Here is a 14,813-nt window from a genome sequence, read left to right on the forward strand (position 1 = left end):
CTAATTTAATAGTTGGCCGTCAGTCATTGACAGGATCGCAGCATCTCCATGTCCATCAAGATATCGTCTGATACCCTATTCGGTGCGTTCGCACTGTTGTTCACCTGCCTTTTGCACGCCCAGCAGAATGAGCAGCCAGAGCTGTTTGAACTGTCCTTCGATGAACTGCTGGAAATGTCCGTGTCGGTGGCTACCGGTGATGAAGAGCGGATCGGTCTGACCCCCGCGGTGGTCTCCAGTCTCAACTACGAGCAGATGCAGAGCATGGGTCTGCGCAAGGTGGAGGATGTGCTTAGTTTCCTGCCGGGGGTGCAGGTACAAAAGACGGCCATCGGCACGACCACGGTAGGCATCCGCGGTCTGGTCGAGCCATTCAACCAGAAAGTGCTGTTTATGCTGGACGGGGTACCCTACTGGCAGCCTTCCCACGGTGACAATGCCCTGTTGGGGATACCGGCCTCTGCCATCGAGCGGATTGAGGTTATCCGCGGTCCTGGCGCCGTAATCTATGGCACCAACGCCTCGGCCGGCGTGATCAACATCGTTACCCGCAAACGGCAGGAGAAAACCCTGCAATTGCATGCCGGCTCAGAGAATGAGCAGGGCGTTCAGGCATATGGGCGTTTTCAGCTCAAGGAAGGTTTGCACCTGGAACTGTCCGGCCAATGGCTGGATAGAGATGGCTTTACCGCTTCTTATACCAACCGCCCGCAACCGCCCTTCTTTCCCTCAGTACCGCCCCCGAATGCGGAATTTGAGCGGGGCTTTGAAAAGCGCAGCGCCATGTTGCAGTTGCACTGGCAGGATCTGGACCTGACCTTGCAGAGCTTTGAAACCCTTACCCAGGGACTGGCCGGACCCGCCGCCAGCACCAATCTGAGCGAGCTGAGATACCGCGGCGACCTGCTGGCCCTGAATTATTCACTGGACACCGCCTGGGGAGAGTTGGAGTGGTATACGGACTACAACCGCTTCTACCTGGAAATTGCCAATGACAACCTGTTTGCCGGCCGGGAATTTGGTACACAGACCTTTAACGAGGGGGACAATAACTTTCGCTGGCGACTGGGCGGACAGTGGCGCGGACGATATAGCGACAACATGAATCTGTTGTTGGGCGCAGAATGGGAACATCGGCAGACCGGCCCCTACGAACAGCAGGATCGCCAGGGCCAGGTGCGGGTCACGGCTATGCCAGCGGCCAGTGTCCATGAGTCATCCCTGTTCGGCCAGTTGGATTACCACCGCGGCAACTGGCGCTGGTTGCTGGGCACCAGACTCGTCGACAATCAGAGTGCCGGCAGCAAGTGGTTGCCGCGTCTGTCGGTGGTCAATCGTCTCAGCCAGCACTCCTCACTGAAGTTCCTCTATGCTACAGGTTACAACGCGCCCAATCTGTTCCAGCAATATATCAATATCCCGCCCGGGGTAGTGTTGGGTTCAGAGGATCTGGTGGCTGAAAAGGTGGACTCCCTGGAGTTGGCGTACAGCTATCAGACCGATACCCAGTTGCTGGTGATCAACGCCTACTACCTGAAGGCGGAAGACTTTATCCAGCGGGTGAGTAATGCCGCAGGCACCTCAGCCCAATACCGGAATGCGGAAAACTTTTCCCGCCACGGAGTGGAAGTGGACTGGCAACGCAGCTGGCCCAGCTTCACCTTGCTGGCCAATGCCGCCTATCAGCCCGATGCAGGCGATCGCAAGGAGGATGATCTCAGCGCCTATTTCTTTGCCGATCTGACCGCCTCCCTGGGAGTCAATTACTACCTGGACGCCAACAGCCAACTGGGCGCTTCGTGGCGTTATATCGCCCAGCATGCCGCTGCCTCACAGGCTTATTTGCTTAACGTCAGTTATCAGTACCAGTGGGATGGACACAGCCTGACACTGAGTGCAGAGAACCTGCTGGGAGAAACCCTGCAATATGCAGATGTGCAGGATTTTATCGACAACCGGGTCATCCCGGGCAACGACGGCAGCCGCCTGTGGTTCCTCCGCTACGGCTACCGCTTCTGAGGGATCCGGGTTATTGCAGATTCACTGCCAGGGCGAGTTCCGATTCAATCCCTTGCGGGGTGACTGCGTGGATCAGGATACTGGCCTTTGTCGCGCTGTCGGATTGCTGGAGATTGTTGAGCAACTCGAACCTCAGGCTGACCCCTTTGCCACGTTGTGGGGTATTGGGTACGGTAAACGCCGTTGTGCCGTCCAGCAAACCTGCATCGGTGCTGATCTCAATCTGAGTTTGGGCTGGCAGGGGGTTGCCGGCCTGATCAGTCATCTGCAGGACAAACTCCCGTTGTTCCCCTCTGGCAATAGTCAGTTCAGGCTCAGTGCCCATACCAAAGTTGCTGAATAATATACTGTCGCCTTCCACTATGCTCAGGTAAGCATCAGAACCCGACAGAGTCAGAACCAGTGCCTTGCGGATTACCGCATTTTCCTGCTGCCCGGCACACAGGTCAGAGTGGAGACAGGGAAAACCGTTAAATAACCCATCCGCCGGATCAAATTGCTGATTGCCATTGTTATCGACAAACACCTCTCCCGCCTCCCACTGGCCATCTTCATCGCTATCCAGCCAGGCTTCACTCATGTCGATAAAACCGGTACTGGCCATCTGGGGGGTACAGCCTGGGAAGATCCCGTTAAAACCATGATCCAGGCAGTCGTATAGGGCCTGACCATCAACGGTATCGAATACGTTGTTGCCGTTGGCATCGAGCAGGGTTTCGCGCCCCACGGCATAAGCCAGTATCGTGACCCTGCCATCCTGAGGCTTGGGATGCGTACTCAACCAGGCCACGGAGCAGCCGCCGTCCTGAGTCGTGCAGTGGCTCTGGATTTGGCCGCCTTCGGCAGTAAAATTTATCACCGTGCCATCGGGGACCGGATTATTGAAACTGTCAGACAATCTGACCGACAGACTGGCCTGGGCGTCGTTAAAATCCCAACCCTCCAGGTTGAAGCTGTCGGTGGCCAGGGACATACTGTCCTGATCGGCAAGCCCCGTATTTACGCTAAGCAGGTCAGACTGAGTGCTGAGCTGGACACCGTCCTGACCGGACGTAGTGGCGGTAATCCGCACCACTGTCGGGGTTGTACCGGCAACGACCCGGGTGCTGACCAGTCCTTCTTCATTGCTCAACGCCTGTTCAGGATCAAGATACAGCCCCCCTGCAGAAGTGCTGCTGGTGAAGCTGACCTGTTGCTGGGCGAGTGAATTACCCAGTTCGCCTGTGACCTGGAACTGCAGCACGGCACTGGACTCATTGCCCTGCCCACCGGTGCCCTGAATCAGGATATTCTGTGGCGTTGCCGACACAAAGCTGATGGACCCCAGCCCTTCGGCAGCAATACTGATACTTTGCTGCAGGCTGAGCGTCTCATCCTCCAGTTCCAGTGTGGCGCTGATAACATCGGTGCTGCCGTTGGCGCCGGCACAACTGATGTCCTCATAAGCAGCATTGGCAACGCCGTTTACTGTCTGCACCTGGGTATCCAGCACTGCGTCGCCGGCTGTCACGCAAGGGGAGCTGAACTGAACAGTGGCGGCTTGGCTAACGGGATCACCGTTTTCATCCGCCACACCGACGCTCAGTCCCAGGGTGCCACCGGCCGAGATCTGTACCTGACCGTCCACCGGAGCCAGGCTGATGCCCATCTGCCCATCCACAAACTGTCCCTGTTCATTGAAATGCCCCAACCTGACAGACTGCACGTCCGTGCCGGGGTTAAAAGGATCCGGGCCGTTGTCTCCCGAGGTGCCATTACAGCCGGACAGGGCCCACAGGCAAAAAAGCGGCAAAAGGCGGATAAGCATAAGAATTCACTCCTGAATATTGTCTTTCAGGTACTGAAAGATTTCCCTGGCAGATTTGGGCGGTTTGTTCTGCGTTTGTTCCTTTTGGGCCTGGCGATGAAGCTGCCGAAGCTTCTGGCGCTCGATAGCGGGATATTGCTCCACCAGCCGGTCAATGACGGGATCGCCCTTGGCCACCAGTTCGTCGCGCAGTTTCTCCAGCTTGTGGAATTTGGCGGTGGCCTGCTGATGTTTGTTCTCCAAGAGATCCAGCGCCTGCTGTATGGGCTCCACATCGCGGTTACGCATCAGCTTACCGATAAACTGCAGTTGCCGGCGAAAACCTTCTTTCTTGCGGTTGATGCGTCTGGCCAGCACCACCGCATCCTTCAGCTCCTGGTCCATGGGAATTTTGGCCAGGGCGGCCGGGCCCAGATCGACCAGCTTTTCGCCCAGTTTCTGCAAGTCGTGGCTCTCGTTTTTGAGCTGCGTCCTGCTTTTAAAATCTAAATCCTGTTGGTCCGATTCGGTCATCTTATGGTCTTTAATGATAAACTAACGGTTCAATTGTAACCTTTTGAGCAAAACCAATACCACATGAATGCAGAACAAACGCTAGCAGAAGTCCAATCAGTGGTTGACGATGTGCTGGGTCTGGCCAGAAAACTCGGCGCCAGCCAGGCTGAAGCCAGTATGAGCAAGGTGCAGGGGATCGCCGTATCCTCGCGTATGCAGCAGGTCGAAACCCTAGAATTCACCAACGACGGCGGTCTGGGTATTACTGTCTACGTGGGTAAGCGCAAGGGCAGTGCCTCCACCGCCGATCTGAGCCCGGCGGCGCTGAAGCTGACGGTGGAAAAAGCCATAGAAATCGCCCGCTATACCAGTGAAGACGACTGCTCAGGTTTAGCCGATGCGGAACTGATCGCCACTGAATTCCCCGATCTGAATCTCTATCACCCGGTCGAGCTGGACGCCGAGGCCGGCATCGCCCAGGCCATTCTGGCCGAAAAAGCCGGTTTTGAGTCAGATCCGCGCATCCGTAATTCTGACGGAGCCTCCTACAATGCCAATCTCGGCGTCAAGGTCTATGGCAACAGTCATGGTATCAACGCCGGTTATCCCAGCAGCCGCTACAGCCTGAGTTGTGTGCTGATCGCCGAAGAGAATGGCGATATGCAGCGCGACTATGCCTACAGCATCAGCCGCGAAGCGGACAGGCTCAGCAGCCCTGAGCAGATAGGCCGGGAAGCGGCCCAGGCAACTTTATCCCGCCTGGGGGGACGCAAAATTAAAACGGCCAGAGTGCCGGTCATTTTTCACCGTGAGATCGCCTCCAGCCTGTTTGGTCATCTGGTCTCCGCCATCAGCGGTGGCAGTTTATACCGCAAGTCCTCTTTTCTGCTGGATCATCTGGGCAAACAAATCCTGCCAGACTGGAGCAGAATAGAGGAACGCCCCTATCTGCCCAAGGGACTGGCCAGCTCAAGCTTCGACCATGAAGGGGTCCAGACTCGGGATCTGGATATTATCGAGCAGGGCGTATTGCAGCATTACCTGCTGACCAGTTACTCGGCCCGCAAGCTCGGCTTGCGCAGCAACGGCCATGCCGGCGGCATCCACAACTGGCTGGTCGGGTCATCAGGTCAGGATTTCGAGCAGTTGCTCAAAGAGATGGGCAAAGGTCTGCTGGTTACCGAGCTGATGGGTCAGGGAGTGAATATCGTTAATGGAGACTACTCCCGGGGGGCGGCAGGTTTCTGGGTGGAAGACGGGCAGATTCAATACCCGGTACACGAAGTCACCATCGCCGGCAACCTCAAGCAGATGCTGCTGGGTATTCAGGCCATCGGCACGGATACGGAGAAGCGCGGTGCCGTGCAGACTGGCTCAGTGCTGATTGACAATATGCAGGTGGCGGGCGATTGAGAAGTGAACAGTTGTCAGTTTTCAGTGAACAGGGTTCTTGCTGATAACTGACAACTGCCGTCTGATAACTTCTCAGGCGTCGACAGCGCCACAGAAGCGATAGCCCTCACCATGGACGGTGACAATCAGTTCTTCCGCATTGGGCTCGGATTCGAAATGCTTGCGGATACGACGAATGGTCACATCGACGGTTCTGTCGTTGGGACGCAGTTCACGACCGGTCATTTCCATGATCAGCTGTTCCCGGGTCAGTATTTTACCGGGATGACGCAGGAACAGGTGCAGGGCCCTGAATTCACTGCGCGGGAGGCGAAATTCTGTACCCTTGGGGCTGATCAGGCTGCGGCTGTCTCCGTCCAGTACCCAGCCGTTGAAGCTGACCTTGCTGGGCAAATCATCATCTTCATTGGAGTTCAGAGTCCGCGACAGCAGGTTTCTGGCCCGGATGGTCAGTTCTCTCGGATTAAAAGGTTTGGTCAGGTAATCATCGGCACCGATCTCCAGACCCAGGATACGGTCCACATCATTGTCCCGTCCGGTGAGGAAGATCAGGCCCACGTTCTTGCGATCCCTGACTTCCCTGGCCAGGATCAGGCCGTTCTTACCCGGCAGGTTAATGTCCATGATCACCAGGTTGATGTTGTGATCGGCAAAGGTCTGGTGCATTTCTTCACCATTTTCCGCTTCAAACACCTGATAGCCTTCAGCTTCAAACAGGCTTTTCAGGGTCGTCCGGGTGACCACCTCGTCTTCTACGATCAGAATATTTGGAGTCTGCATCTTTTCAATTCCACGCTTTGTTTTTTGAATACCAATTAGAGTAACAGATAATGATCATTCTCATAAGTCGCTGTTTGGCCTGGGGTTCCTTGCTTCTATTAGCGTAGTGCGTCAATTGTCCATTCTGACAGCGCCAGTCAGCGAAAATTCACCCGTTTCAACAGTGCCGAACTGAACTTGAGCTCTGTACTCTGGTACACCTCTTTGTTGAAAAAAATTTTCATCTTGGATTGCAGGGGCAGGATGGCCATCATGCCCCCCTTCTCGATGAAGTTCATGCTTTCGCCTATGGAGATGGTCTGCTGATTCAAGCCGGCCAGGGTCAGAAACAAGGCATCACTTTCCTGCTCCTGACTGACAAACAGCAGATGGCAATACTGCTCTTGTAATTGTTCGAGATCGGTTAGTTCCAGCAACTGAATGCGCCGGTTCTTCACCATCTGCCGGGCGGAATTGCGAAACACCCTGGCATGACCGAATCCATTGTCCTCCATAAAGCAAAAATACACCGGCGCCGTCTGACTCTGTTCGTCGGCAAAGGTGGTGAAATTGACAATATGGAACAGAAAAGGTGCTCTGAGCTGTTCGGTGCTGAATCCCTGGGATGCCGGGACAAACCCTGCCCATATCAGCAGGAGCAGGCCAGCCAGCCGCACCGTTGTTGTCTCATTCATGAACTTTTCGCCATCCCTGAAGCTTCGACGCGCCGGACCGGAAAGACGATCTGGAACTCCACCCCTTTGCCTTCCTCGCTGGTCACAGTAATCGAGCCGTTCAGAGCCTGAGTGACCAGGTTATACACCAGGTGCATACCCAGGCCGCTGCCCCCCTGTCCGCGCTTGGTGGTGACGAAGGGGTCGAAGATACGCTTGCACAGATGTTCGGGGATACCTTTACCGTTGTCCACATAGCGGATGCACAACTTGCTTTCGCCCTGCATCTCCACATAAATATCCACCAGGCCTTTTTCCATAAACTCGAAACCGTGGATAACAGAATTCATGATCAGGTTGATCATAATCTGGTTGATGGGCCCTGCCTTGCTTTCTATATACAATTCGCGGCTGCAATATACCCGAATCTCGTGAGGCAGCTTCTTCAGCCTCGGACGCATGGAGAGCAGGATCTCATCCATCAGTTGGGTAAAGCAGAATACCCGGGTGCTCTCGCTGGTCTGGTCTACCGCCACCTGCTTAAAGCTGGATATCAACTCGGCCGCCCGATTGAGGTTACGGTAGATGATATTGAGGTTCTCTTCTCCCTCGTTGATAAATTTGGCCAGGGAACTGGCTTTGAGATTCTTGCTCTCAAAGTCTTTCTGCAGTTGGGCCAGCCTGTCCAGCATCATAGTCGAGGCCGTGACCCCAAGGCCAATGGGTGTGTTGACCTCGTGGGCGACGCCGGCAACCATATCCCCAAGAGAAGCCATTTTTTCGTTTTGCACTATCTGCCGCTGGAACTGGTGCAGCTTCTCCAGCGTCTGGATAAGTTCTTTGTTGGCTTCTTTGAGGGCGATGGTACGTTGATTGACCTTCTCTTCCAGACTCAGGTTCAGCCGTCGATGTTCTTCCTCGGCCTCTTCCTGACGGCAGATATGCTCTTCGATTTTCTCTAACATGCCGTTGAAGGCGTTGGCCAGGATATCCAGTTCCTTGAGGTTGGACTTCTGCGCCCGGCTGGAATAACTTTTCTTGCGGGAAATTTGCTGGACCAGGTCCACCAACCCTTCGATGGGGTGGGTAATGGATTTCTGCAGCCTCAGGGTCAGCAGGAAGCTGAAGACCAGTACCAGCAACAGCACAGACAGAGTGATAAAAACGGTATTGAGGGTCAGCTTGTTCAGTGCCTCTAATGAAGCGCGCAGATAGACGTAACCCACCAGGATGCCATCCTGTCTGATGGGCTGGATCAGCTCCAGCGCGTCAGGGCCGAATACGGGCACAGAGAGAGTTTCAATTCTGTCAAACATGGCGCGCACCGGGGCCTGCCCGGTCTTATTGTAACTGGCAAAGAACTCCAGCTCATTGGCGGGGTTCAGCTTGTAAATATGGACATTGTGGATAAAGCCTGCGGCCGACAAGGCTTTGAGGTTCTGTTCCTCGGTAACATTGTCATTAAACACCACGCCACTGGCAGCGTTGTGGCTGATCAATTCGGCGAAGGTCGTGGCCTCGTCGATCATCTCTTCTTTGTAGTTGCTGATTTGCACGTACAGGGAAATGGCGGAGGCGAACAGCAAGGCAACAGTCGTGATGGACATCACAACCCAGATAAACAGGCTCTTTATGGAAAGGACTCGCTTATATTCCGCCATCGAATCGGGGTCAGCCTTGAGTTGCTTATATCGTTTTCTTATTCAAGCTTATCACCATATTGATACAATCTTCCGAAAAAGGAAAATCTTTGCAGGCAAATAGGCCTGAAACGCCAATGAATACGATGGCAAGGCATTCCTTAGAAGGAGAGTCTGTTCATCGTCTGTTGCAAAAAGACCGGTCAAAAACTGGCCCGTGACTACCGCCAAAACACCTTCTATCACCTTTGCAAGGGGAGCTGTTTCTTCCCAGCCTGAAGGGTTATGAAAAGACCTGTCCCGGCCCCTTAGCACACCGAGTTGCAAGATCTCAGTAACGGACGATTTCGAGTAGCAGGCTTTCCTCAATACCAAGTTCAGCGGAAAGGCGACGCAACTCCATCTGTCTGGCAGTCCTTTCACTTGCAGTTTGCGGCTCCTGCAGGAGGGGTTTGAAGTCGCTAAGGCATACACACAGCAATTGCCTGGGTTGGTCCTTGTCCAGCCTGGCCATCTTGTATATCAGATGCGGACAGGGCTGGCTTCGCTGTGGCGCCTGGATACATTGGTCCGGCACCGCCAGTGTCTGGGCGCTTAGCAACGCACCGAGCAGAAACACCCGCATTCAGTTATCCATCGGCAGGCAATTCTGATAGAGAGCCTGGTAGTTGAGAGCTGCGTCATACCAGGTAAAACGATGGCGCATGGCACGCTTTTGCATCTGCACGAACTCATCCGGATACTCGTGGTAAAACAGCAGGGCACGGCGTACGCAGTTGAGCAGCGCCGAACTGTCCGGCGCTTCAAACATAAAGCCGGTGGCCTGTTCAGGCAGCATCTGCAGATCCAGCACAGTGTCGCGCAGCCCCCCCACCGCCCGCACTATGGGGATGGTGCCAAAGGCCAGACTGTACATCTGGTTCAACCCGCAGGGTTCAAACAACGATGGCATAAGAAAAAAATCGCAGCCGGCCTCCAGCATATGGGCAATCCGGGTGCTGAAATCGTCTCTGAACACCAGTTTGTCAGGATGCTGGGCAGCATTGAACTGCAACACGTCACTGATAACCGGGTCGCCGGTGCCGATGACCAGCACCTGGACATTGTGTTGCAACAGCTGGCCCAGGATGGGCAACAGGTAGCCAAAGCCTTTTTGCTCGGTGAGGCGGCACAACATGCCGATCAGCGGCACCCCGTCTTTAACCGGCAAGCCCACCTCTTCCTGCAGCGCCTTTTTGCAGACTTTTTTGCCTTTGAGGGACTCAGAGTTGTAATTAGCCGGCAACCAGGTATCGGAGGCGGGGTCCCACTGCTGGTAGTCACAACCGTTGAGAATGCCGGTGACATCATTGGCGCGGCTTTGCAGTTCATGGTACAGATTATGGGAGCCCAAGGGGGTCAGCAGTTCCCTGGCGTAATTGGGGCTGACCGCATTGATTTTGTCGGCATACACAATGCCCATCTTCAGAAAGTTAAGGTTGCCATGACTGTCTATCTGCGCCGCCAGCTCGCTATGCGGACGCAAAAAGGGAATATCGGCAAAACGGTAACTGCCCTGGTAAGCGCCATTGTGGATAGTCAGCAATGATTTGGTGCGGGCGAAGAAACCGCTCTGATCCCGCTTGATGAAATAGCTGCACAGACTGGTATGCCAGTCATTGCAATGAATGATATCGGGCTGGAAATCCACCGCCCTGGCAGTCTGCAAAGCCGCCAGCGAGAAGAAAGCAAAACGTTCAGCATTGTCCCCAAAGGGCTGGTAACCGTCGGAATACAACCCGGCCCGGTGAAAATAGTCGGGATAATCCACGCAGTACACCGGTACGGATTCCAGCTCCAGCCGCTTGATATTAAAACGGTATTCTTTGTCGCCGGCATGAACCTGCTGTTCATCTGACACATTTTCCAGCTTGAACTTGTCCGCCAGTTGCTTGTAATAGGGTTTAACGATGCGTACATCATGGCCCAGCGATCTCAGGGCTATTGGCAGGGATTTTGCCACATCGGCCAGGCCACCTGTTTTGGCCAGATCTTCCACTTCAGAAACAACAAAGAGAATTTTCATCAACATCCAACCTTCATGCCCTTGGCCACCACGACCAGCCCTTCATCCGTTACCGTCAGCCCCCTGGCCCTGTCCTGCTGAGGATTAAAGCCAAGCTCTGTGCCTGGCGCAATCACCACGCCCTTGTCGGTAATGACCCGTTTCAGACAGCAGCCCTCACCGATTTCGGCCCTGCCGAGCATAACGCATTCCTGCAGCCTGGAGCCAGCCCCCAATTGCACGTTGAATCCCAGCACCGAGCGTTCAACCCGCGATCCCACTACCCTGCATCCGGAAGAGATAATGGAATTGAGTATGGAAGAATGGTTACCCTGTCGATCCGCCAGGATACGTGCCGGCGGAACAGGCGGATGATAGCTGCGCAATGGCCATCTGGGATTGTTCAGCTCAAACGCCGGCTCACAGGCCAGCAAATCCATATGCGCCTGCCAGAAAGAGTGCAGGGTGCCCACGTCCCGCCAGTAATGTTGATTTATTTCGCCGTCAATGGTGTTTTGCGTGAAATCATACACGTAGACAGGCTTGTCACGGTAAAGACCGGGGATAATGTCGTGGCCAAAATCATGGGTGGATAGTTTGTCTTCAGCATCTGCGTAAAGCGACTTGTAGAGGACCTTGGCGTCAAACACGTAATTGCCCATGGAGACCAGGGCAGTATGGGGATCATCAGGCAGGGCTTTGGGCTTGTCAGGCTTTTCCTCAAAGCCCACCATGCGGAATTTCTCATCCACCTCAATAACACCGAAACGATGAGCCTGGCTGACGGGCACCCGGGTAGCGCAAACTGTCAGAGCGGCCTGCTGCTTTTCGTGGAACCGCAGTACCTGGCGTACATCCATTTTGTAGATATGATCGCTGCCGAAAATGCAGACATGATCAGGATCATGGCTCTCAATCAGGCGGATATTCTGGTAAATAGCATCGGCTGTACCCTCGTACCAGCGTTTGCCCATACGCATCTGCGCGGGAATGGCATCGATGAAATTGCCGGTCAGGCCGGATAGATACCAGGCCTGGCGCAGGTGGATATTCAGTGACTGGGATTTGAACTGGGTCAGCAGGTAAATCTTCAACAGGTCGGAATTAACAAAATTGTTGAGAACGAAGTCCACCAGCCTCAGGGCGCCGGCAAATGGCACGGCGGGCTTGGTTCTTGTCTGGGTCAGGGGATGCAGGCGGGTACCGGCACCGCCGGCCAGGATCATTGCAAGGGTTCGGGCCATTTTCTCTCCGGAGGTTGATCGTTACGGGGTAACACCAGGCGCCGCCGGCAAGGGCCCATGGCGCCGGTCACCGGTGGAATGGCAAGTATAGTCAAGACGGCCCGTAACAAGGTCCCGGCTGCCTGATCCAGATCAGCTTCCAGCGGTTTACTCTTCTGTCCCCGGATATCCTGCCGCGGGTCAGGCGCTGCGTCTGAGCGACGGCTGATTCAACCTGCACAGGTCGAATTGATGCTCGCTGATCTGACGAAGCAACCAGTCACGCTCCAATTCGTGCTCATAGCGGAATTCAGGTTCTTCGAGCATCAGTTCGTTGCAGAGTGTGACCCTTGCCTGAAGTTCACACAGACGTTGTTCAACAGCCGCTACGGCAGCACTGCGGCCAAACCGGACAGGGATAGTATCGAACAGCACATTTGCATCTGACATGGGGATCTCCTCCAAGCTAATTCCAGTAAGGCTAATCAATTTCGATGCCAGTTCTGATGGGACGGCGGACAGCGCCCACCAGCCCAGTCGAACAGGGTGGCCAAGGCTAAACATGAGGTGTGACAAGGGTATGACGGGTTGGGGAAGTCAGCAGCTTGCTGCAAGGATTTGAGCGCAAAATGGGCGGGTTTGCACCAAAGGGATGCACCCGCCTGATCCGTCAGCGTTGGCAGCGATAGACCCGGAACTTGGGTGTGTCAGCCAGGGTGGTGACCTTACCCAGACTCTGTTCCAGTATCGGGGGATATTTGAGGAAACTGTTGGCCACCAGATACAATGGCGCGCCTGGCGTCATCATGGCCGGCGCCTGACGAATAAAATCCTCAACGACCTGATAGTCGGTATTCAGACCGGTATGAAAGGGTGGATTGGTATAGATGGCGTCGAACTGGCCTTCCAACTGCCTGAGGCCGTGGGAGGCAACCACTTCGGCCCGGATGCCGTTTATGCTGGCACTTTGCTGGGCACAGTGCAGAGCCAGGGCACTGACATCAGACATCAGCACCTTGGCCACGGGGTTCTTCAGACCCAGGAAACAGCCGATAACACCCGCCCCGCAGCCGAAGTCCAGCAATCGACCGGTAGGGACCTTTTGCACTTGTTCCAGCAACAACCGGGTAGCGGGATCCAACGCGTCCTGACTGAATACACCCGGCAGACTGACGACCTGATACTGCAGATCGGCCACAGAAATCTGTATCTTTTTCTGCCATTCATCCAGCCTGAATGGCTTGCCCTGCGTCTCAACAATGGCGCCAAACAGGGCGCAATGACGTGCCGAGTCGAGCTTGTTGCACTGAGTAGCGTAGGGCGCCAGCAGTTTGGGGGCGCTTTTGACCCCGCCCTTGTTGTCACCCACCAGCAGCAACTGGCCGCCAGGCTTCAGGCAGTGAACCAGGTTGGCAATCAGCATCTGCGCCTGTTCTTTGGCCTTGGGCATATAGATCACTATACCGTCAAACTGGGACCCGGCCGGGTAACCGGCGGCAAACTTATGCAACTTGCCGTTGCCCGACTGACAAGCCTGTTGATAGATATCCAGGTACTGGTGGAAACCCTGCACTTCCCCCCCCAGCTCGCGGAAAATCTGGGCGTCCAGTGGGTTGACCAGCAACCAATGCCCCTGACTGAACAGGTCGCGGCTGCGCAGCAATAACTGACTGGCGGTACTTAGGGCGTGTTTATCTTTCATATTGGCCTCTGTTGAGAGCAAAAAAAGTATTCAATCAAGGCGAGTAACGCCGTTTAGTCATCTAAATAAGTTGGGAGCAACGCAGAGTGAATGCTTTTTAGCCTCAACCCTCCGGGCCGGGGTCATTTTTACTCGTATCATCCGTAATACTCTCCGAAAAGCGGCCAGCCAAACTGTTCCAATGGGTTCCATTCCCATTGGTCAGTCGCTTATTTAGGCCCACTAAACCGCACTCCTTCTTCCTTGCCGGGCAAAAAAATGACCTCCAGCAAAGGGACAATATGAAAGACAAACACGCCCTAACATCAGGCAATCCTTTCGAATAGTAAATCCCAGACTCCATGACCCAGCCTGTGGCCCCGTTGCTCGAATTTGGTCAGCGGACGAAAATCCGGTCTGGGCACATAGTCTCCGCTTTGGGACAGATTGCGGTAACCTTCGGCCTGGCCCATCACCTCAAGCATGTGTTCGGCATAGTTTTCCCAGTCGGTCGCCATATGCCAGACACCTCCCGGGGCCAGTTTCTGACGAACCTTTTGGGCAAACTCCGGCTGCACGATACGACGCTTGTGGTGACGCTTCTTGTGCCAGGGATCGGGGAAATACAGCTGCAGCCTGGTCAGGCTGTTATCCGGGATGCACTGGGCCAGCACTTCCACCGCATCATGCTCAAACAACCGCAGATTAGTCAGGCCGGCTTCTCCGGCATCCATCAGACAGACACCGATACCGGGTCGGTGTACTTCGATACCGATAAAATCTTTGTCCGGCTCGGCCATGGCCATTTCCACCAGCGATTTGCCCATGCCAAACCCTATTTCCAGCACTACCGGGGCCTGACGGCCAAAGACCTGGCCGAAATCCAGCATGCCCTGTTCTATGGACAGACCCATGGCCGGCCAGTGGCTTTCGATGGCGCGGGCCTGGCCCCTGGTCAGCCGCCCTTCGCGCTTGACGAAGCTGCGGATCTTGCGAATATAGACGCTCTTCTCAGGCGCCTGGTCATGCTGCTGTTCGCTCATGTGGAACTCTCGGTC

General features: G+C 54.9%; 13 protein-coding genes. 2 read left to right on the forward strand and 11 right to left on the reverse strand.

Features of this window, described 5'->3' with window-relative positions; translation table 11 throughout:
• Window positions 1-48 precede the first annotated feature (48 nt).
• A complete protein-coding gene (locus J0A66_RS12640) occupies window positions 49-2,019 on the forward strand; it encodes a TonB-dependent receptor plug domain-containing protein (RefSeq protein WP_206574182.1) in 1,971 nt (656 codons plus the stop codon).
• Between the two features lie 10 nt (window positions 2,020-2,029).
• On the opposite strand, the gene J0A66_RS12645 is transcribed toward J0A66_RS12640, so the two are convergent.
• Both J0A66_RS12645 and yjgA read right to left on the reverse strand, forming a co-directional pair.
• Window positions 2,030-3,826, reverse strand: a complete 1,797-nt coding sequence (locus tag J0A66_RS12645) for a hypothetical protein (protein WP_206574183.1) — start codon at window positions 3,824-3,826, stop codon at window positions 2,030-2,032.
• A gap of 6 nt (window positions 3,827-3,832) precedes the next feature.
• Complete coding sequence (gene yjgA / locus J0A66_RS12650; protein ID WP_206574184.1) at window positions 3,833-4,339, reverse strand: ribosome biogenesis factor YjgA; 507 nt, start codon at window positions 4,337-4,339, stop codon at window positions 3,833-3,835.
• A 63-nt stretch (window positions 4,340-4,402) separates the two neighbouring features.
• Between yjgA and pmbA the strand changes: the two genes are divergently transcribed.
• Window positions 4,403-5,734 carry a metalloprotease PmbA gene (gene pmbA / locus J0A66_RS12655; protein WP_206574185.1) on the forward strand — a complete coding sequence of 444 codons (1,332 nt, stop codon included), beginning with the start codon at window positions 4,403-4,405 and terminating at the stop codon, window positions 5,732-5,734.
• A 72-nt stretch (window positions 5,735-5,806) separates the two neighbouring features.
• Here the strand turns inward: pmbA and arcA are convergent, their stop codons facing one another.
• The 9 genes from arcA to trmB form a co-directional block, all read right to left on the reverse strand.
• The gene (gene arcA / locus J0A66_RS12660; protein WP_206574186.1) at window positions 5,807-6,514 is read right to left on the reverse strand and encodes a two-component system response regulator ArcA; all 708 of its coding nucleotides are present in this window, start codon (window positions 6,512-6,514) and stop codon (window positions 5,807-5,809) included.
• A gap of 137 nt (window positions 6,515-6,651) precedes the next feature.
• A complete protein-coding gene (locus tag J0A66_RS12665; protein ID WP_206574187.1) occupies window positions 6,652-7,188 on the reverse strand; it encodes a YfiR family protein in 537 nt (178 codons plus the stop codon).
• Window positions 7,185-8,774 carry an ATP-binding protein gene (locus J0A66_RS12670; protein WP_206574188.1) on the reverse strand — a complete coding sequence of 530 codons (1,590 nt, stop codon included), beginning with the start codon at window positions 8,772-8,774 and terminating at the stop codon, window positions 7,185-7,187. Before J0A66_RS12670 ends, J0A66_RS12665 begins: the two co-directional genes overlap by 4 nt.
• 364 nt (window positions 8,775-9,138) lie before the next feature.
• A complete protein-coding gene (locus J0A66_RS12675; protein WP_206574189.1) occupies window positions 9,139-9,432 on the reverse strand; it encodes a hypothetical protein in 294 nt (97 codons plus the stop codon).
• Window positions 9,433-10,872, reverse strand: coding sequence for a glycogen synthase GlgA (gene glgA / locus J0A66_RS12680; RefSeq protein ID WP_206574247.1), 1,440 nt, complete (start codon window positions 10,870-10,872; stop codon window positions 9,433-9,435). It lies immediately after the preceding gene.
• Window positions 10,872-12,095, reverse strand: coding sequence for a glucose-1-phosphate adenylyltransferase (glgC, locus tag J0A66_RS12685; protein WP_206574190.1), 1,224 nt, complete (start codon window positions 12,093-12,095; stop codon window positions 10,872-10,874). Before glgC ends, glgA begins: the two co-directional genes overlap by 1 nt.
• Window positions 12,096-12,275: 180 nt before the next feature.
• Window positions 12,276-12,524 (reverse strand): hypothetical protein, encoded by a 249-nt coding sequence (locus J0A66_RS12690; RefSeq protein WP_206574191.1) that lies wholly within the window; start codon window positions 12,522-12,524, stop codon window positions 12,276-12,278.
• Window positions 12,525-12,744: 220 nt separating this feature from the next.
• Window positions 12,745-13,776, reverse strand: coding sequence for a methyltransferase (locus J0A66_RS12695; RefSeq protein WP_206574192.1), 1,032 nt, complete (start codon window positions 13,774-13,776; stop codon window positions 12,745-12,747).
• A 305-nt stretch (window positions 13,777-14,081) separates the two neighbouring features.
• A complete protein-coding gene (gene trmB / locus J0A66_RS12700) occupies window positions 14,082-14,798 on the reverse strand; it encodes a tRNA (guanosine(46)-N7)-methyltransferase TrmB (protein WP_206574193.1) in 717 nt (238 codons plus the stop codon).
• Window positions 14,799-14,813 lie beyond the last annotated feature (15 nt).

The organism is Bowmanella dokdonensis, assembly GCF_017254865.1.
GTDB lineage: Bacteria > Pseudomonadota > Gammaproteobacteria > Enterobacterales > Alteromonadaceae > Bowmanella > Bowmanella dokdonensis.

Coding starts and splice junctions, on each gene's coding strand:
- J0A66_RS12640 (WP_206574182.1), top strand. CDS start 49: ATGTCCATCAAGATATCGTCTGATACCCTATTCGGTGCGTTCGCACTG.
- J0A66_RS12645 (WP_206574183.1), bottom strand. CDS start 3,826: ATGCTTATCCGCCTTTTGCCGCTTTTTTGCCTGTGGGCCCTGTCCGGC.
- yjgA (WP_206574184.1), bottom strand. CDS start 4,339: ATGACCGAATCGGACCAACAGGATTTAGATTTTAAAAGCAGGACGCAG.
- pmbA (WP_206574185.1), top strand. CDS start 4,403: ATGAATGCAGAACAAACGCTAGCAGAAGTCCAATCAGTGGTTGACGAT.
- arcA (WP_206574186.1), bottom strand. CDS start 6,514: ATGCAGACTCCAAATATTCTGATCGTAGAAGACGAGGTGGTCACCCGG.
- J0A66_RS12665 (WP_206574187.1), bottom strand. CDS start 7,188: ATGAATGAGACAACAACGGTGCGGCTGGCTGGCCTGCTCCTGCTGATA.
- J0A66_RS12670 (WP_206574188.1), bottom strand. CDS start 8,774: ATGTCCATCACGACTGTTGCCTTGCTGTTCGCCTCCGCCATTTCCCTG.
- J0A66_RS12675 (WP_206574189.1), bottom strand. CDS start 9,432: ATGCGGGTGTTTCTGCTCGGTGCGTTGCTAAGCGCCCAGACACTGGCG.
- glgA (WP_206574247.1), bottom strand. CDS start 10,872: ATGAAAATTCTCTTTGTTGTTTCTGAAGTGGAAGATCTGGCCAAAACA.
- glgC (WP_206574190.1), bottom strand. CDS start 12,095: ATGGCCCGAACCCTTGCAATGATCCTGGCCGGCGGTGCCGGTACCCGC.
- J0A66_RS12690 (WP_206574191.1), bottom strand. CDS start 12,524: ATGTCAGATGCAAATGTGCTGTTCGATACTATCCCTGTCCGGTTTGGC.
- J0A66_RS12695 (WP_206574192.1), bottom strand. CDS start 13,776: ATGAAAGATAAACACGCCCTAAGTACCGCCAGTCAGTTATTGCTGCGC.
- trmB (WP_206574193.1), bottom strand. CDS start 14,798: ATGAGCGAACAGCAGCATGACCAGGCGCCTGAGAAGAGCGTCTATATT.